Raw genomic sequence first — 2,946 nt, 5'->3', positions numbered from 1 at the left:
GCCCGGCGCCGCGGGGGGACCGGCGGCCGTCGTCGTGGAGTCCGCCGCCGTCGGGGGAGCGTCGTCCACGGTGATGCCGAAGTCGGTGGCCAGCCCCGCGAGCCCCGAGGCGTAGCCCTGCCCCACCGCGCGGAACTTCCACTTTCCCTGCCGCCGGTACAGCTCGCCGCCGATGAACGCGGTCTCCGCCCCCGCCGTCATGTCGAACCGCGCGATCTCGGCCCCCGTACCGGTGTCGAGCAGCCTGAGCACCAGTCCCGGCACCTGGCCGAACGTCCCGCCGTCGCACGACGCGCACAGCACGACCCGTTCGACGGCCGGTTCCAGCCGGCCCAGGTCCACCTCGACCGTGTCGGTCGCGGCACCGGCGGCGCTCCGCTTCCCCAGGTGCGTCACGGCGCCGGAGGTGTGCCGCGGCTGGTTGTAGAAGACGAAGTCCCCGTCGTCCCGCACCCGCCCGCTCTCCGTGAGCAGCAGAGCCGACCCGTCGATGTCGGACGCACCGGCCCCAGCGGCCCAAGTGAGCTCGGCGCGCACCACCCGGGCGTCGACGGGAAGGTTGGACCCCTTGCTCATTGATCTCGCTGTCATGACGTCCAGTCTGCCGACCCCTCCTCCGGGAGAGGAGAGGGCGGGCCCGAACGGCCCGCCCCTGCCCCCATTCGGTCCGCTCGTGCGTTCAGTCCGTCAACGGCAGGTACACGCGGTTGCCCGCCTCGGCGAACTCCTTCGACTTCCGCAGCATCCCCTCGGCGATCTCCTCGGCCGACGCACCCTCCGCCGGGGCCTCGCCGAACCGCTCCGTGATGCTCCGGCTGATCTTCATGGAGCAGAACTTCGGCCCGCACATCGAGCAGAAGTGCGCCGTCTTCGCGGGCTCCGCCGGAAGCGTCTCGTCATGGAACTCCCGTGCCGTGTCCGGGTCGAGAGCCAGGTTGAACTGGTCCTCCCACCGGAACTCGAAGCGCGCGTCGGACAGGGCGTCGTCCCACGCCTGCGCCCCCGGGTGCCCCTTGGCGAGGTCGGCGGCATGAGCGGCGATCTTGTAGGTGATGACGCCGGTCTTGACGTCGTCGCGGTTCGGCAGGCCCAAGTGCTCCTTGGGCGTGACGTAGCAGAGCATGGCCGTGCCCCACCAGGCGATCATCGCCGCGCCGATACCGGAGGTGATGTGGTCGTACCCGGGCGCGACGTCCGTCGTCAGCGGGCCGAGCGTATAGAACGGAGCTCCGTCGCAGATCTCCTGCTGAAGGTCGATGTTCTCCTTGATCTTGTGCATCGGGACGTGCCCCGGGCCCTCGATCATGGTCTGCACGTTCAAACGCCTGGCGATCCGGTTGAGTTCCCCGAGCGTGCGCAACTCCGCGAACTGCGCCTCGTCGTTGGCGTCGGCGATCGAGCCCGGCCGGAGACCGTCACCGAGCGAGTACGTGACGTCGTACGCGGCGAGGATCTCGCAGAGTTCCTCGAAGTTCTCGTACAGGAACGACTCCTTGTGGTGCGCCAGGCACCACGCCGCCATGATCGAGCCGCCGCGCGAGACGATGCCCGTCTTGCGATGGGCGGTGAGCGGTACGTACGCCAGCCGCACGCCCGCGTGGACCGTCATGTAGTCCACGCCCTGTTCGGCCTGCTCGACGACGGTGTCCTTGTAGATCTCCCAGGTCAGCTCCTCGGCCCTGCCGTCGACCTTCTCCAGCGCCTGGTAGAGCGGCACGGTGCCGATCGGGACGGGGGAGTTGCGCAGCACCCACTCCCGGGTGGTGTGGATGTTGCGACCGGTGGACAGGTCCATGACCGTGTCGGCACCCCAGCGGGTCGCCCAGGTCATCTTCTCCACCTCCTCCTCGATGGAGGAGGTCACCGCGGAGTTGCCGATGTTGGCGTTGACCTTCACCAGGAACCGCTTGCCGATGATCATCGGTTCGGTCTCCGGATGGTTGACGTTGGCGGGCAGCACCGCGCGGCCGGCCGCGATCTCCTCACGCACGACCTCCGGCGATACGTTCTCCCGGATGGCCACGTACTCCATCTCGGGCGTGATCTCACCGCGGCGCGCGTACGCCAGCTGCGTGACCGCCCCGCCCGCGCGGCCCCGGCGCGGCTGACGGGGCCGGCCGGGGAAGACCGCGTCGAGATTGCGCAGTCCACCGCGTGGCGAGGTGTGCCTGATCCCGTCGTCCTCCGGGCGGACCGGACGGCCCGCGTACTCCTCGGTGTCACCGCGCGCGACGATCCAGTTCTCCCGCACCGGCGCCAGCCCTCTGCGCACATCGGTGTCGACCATGGGGTCGGTGTACGGACCCGACGTGTCGTACAGCGTGACCGACCGCCCGTTGGTGAGGTGCACCTGACGGACCGGCACCCGCAGGCCGGGGCGTGTGCCCTCGACGTACGCCTTGTGCCAGCCGACGGACCTCCCGGCCCCTTCCCCCGCCGACGCTTCCGTCGGATCCTGGGTGGAGGCAGGCGTGCGTGCGTCCTTGTTGGTCATGAGACCTACTCCCTACGCCGGCATTACCCGGTAACAGGTTCAGCGGTCGACGCAGCGGTTTCCGTCTGCCGACGTCCCGTGGGAAACATCACTCGGAGAAGTGGCGTTTCATGTGAAACGTCGACGGGACGGAGGTCAGCGCCCTCTCAGCCCGGTGCTCCGAGCTCCCGCGTGTACAAAAGGTGCCTCCACGCTAGCGGGAATCCTGGCGCGGTGAACAGAGGGCCCCCGTTGTTCTTGCGATGATCGGGCGGTGACCTCGACGCAACCTCCCCCGTACCCGCCGCCCGAACCATCCCGTGGCTCCGGCGCTCGCATCGGCGACGGCCGCGGCAGAGGGCCCGCAGCCGGCGCCGGCCCGGCCCACGGGGACGCTCGGGGGGACGGCCCCGGTTCCGAAGACTGGTTCGGGTACACACACGGCACCGGCGAAGCGCCGGTGCCGTGTGTGT

2 protein-coding genes are annotated in these 2,946 nt (G+C 69.7%); both read right to left on the bottom strand.

Going from position 1 to position 2,946, the window contains the following annotated elements; all coding sequences use genetic code 11:
- Positions 1-591, bottom strand: a 591-nt coding sequence (locus AOK18_RS24960; RefSeq protein WP_206281590.1) for a TerD family protein, incomplete at its 3' end; no start/stop codon positions are given.
- A gap of 88 nt (positions 592-679) precedes the next feature.
- Positions 680-2,494, bottom strand: a complete 1,815-nt coding sequence (thiC, locus tag AOK18_RS24955) for a phosphomethylpyrimidine synthase ThiC (RefSeq protein WP_055695788.1) — start codon at positions 2,492-2,494, stop codon at positions 680-682.
- Positions 2,495-2,946: the final 452 nt, after the last annotated feature.

This window comes from Streptomyces prasinopilosus, from assembly GCF_001419695.1.
Lineage (GTDB): Bacteria > Actinomycetota > Actinomycetes > Streptomycetales > Streptomycetaceae > Streptomyces > Streptomyces prasinopilosus.
This window is presented reverse-complemented; position numbering and strand designations above follow the sequence as displayed.

Bases quoted from the DNA above. Each gene is read 5' to 3' on its own strand.
- thiC (WP_055695788.1), bottom strand. From the start codon at position 2,494: ATGACCAACAAGGACGCACGCACGCCTGCCTCCACCCAGGATCCGACG.